The organism is Pontibacter toksunensis, assembly GCF_042686245.1.
Lineage (GTDB): Bacteria > Bacteroidota > Bacteroidia > Cytophagales > Hymenobacteraceae > Pontibacter > Pontibacter toksunensis.
Window position 1 is genome coordinate 1 of the sequence record NZ_JBHUOX010000096.1, and the last position, 907, is coordinate 907.

Annotated in this window: 1 protein-coding gene; it reads right to left on the bottom strand. The window is 64.8% G+C overall.

What is annotated here, in order from left to right:
• Positions 1–907: PKD domain-containing protein (locus tag ACFS7Z_RS27280; RefSeq protein WP_377492670.1), on the bottom strand; the 907-nt coding region annotated here is incomplete at both ends.

The following is a 907-nucleotide window of genomic DNA, read 5'->3' on the forward strand; positions in this document are numbered from 1 at the left end:
GATGTAGCCCCTGACCCTGGCGCCGTAGTTGCTGCCCAGCCCGCTCGGTGCCTCGAACAGGCTCAGCTGGCTGGTGCTGCTCGGGGCGCTGCCCAGGGGAATGTCTGAGACGCTGCCGCCCGACACGTTTGCCCAGTGCTCCCGCAGGATGGTGCCCGAGGCGGTGCAGGCGGTGGTGGTGGCCGGCTGCACCGTGACAGTGGCATCGTCAGAGGCGGTCAGTCCTCCATTATCCTGTACCGTGAGGCGGAAGACGTAGGTGCCCTCCAGCAGGCTGCCCACCGTAGGAGAAGCTACTGTCTTACTGCTGAAGGTGGCGGTGCTCGGCCCGCTCACCTGGCTCCAGCTATAGCCACTGATGGTTCCGTCACTGTCTGTTCCCGAGCCGCTCAGCTGCACGCTGTTTGTCGGCAGGGTGATGGACTTGTCCGGACCGGCACTGGCTACAGGAGGCTGATTGGAGGTGGTGGTTCCAGCAGGCGAAAGCCTGCTTCCGGGGATGGGCGCCTCTGTTTTCCCGTCCGGCAGCTGCCAGGCCACGGCCAGGTTGTCGCCGCCCCAGCTCTGCTTGTGCAGGGCCTCGATGTAGTAGCGCTTCCCTGCCTCCAGCCGCACGGCCGTCGACTTTTGCGAAGCGTACTTGTTCCACTGGCGGGAGCTGGTCCAGCCGGTGACGGAGGCGATTTTCACCTTGCCAGAGGGGCTGTCGGTGGTGCTCAGCCACAGCTCCGAGTTGTCATCCGAGGCGATGAAGAAGGTGTAGTTGCCTGTCTGCGGTACGCAAATATAGCCCCTGACCCTGGCCCCGTAGTTGCTGCCTAGTCCTGATGGCGCCTCGAACAGGCTCAGCTGGCTGGTGCTGCTCGGGGCGCTGCCCAGAGGAATGTCTGAGACGCTGCCGCCCGAC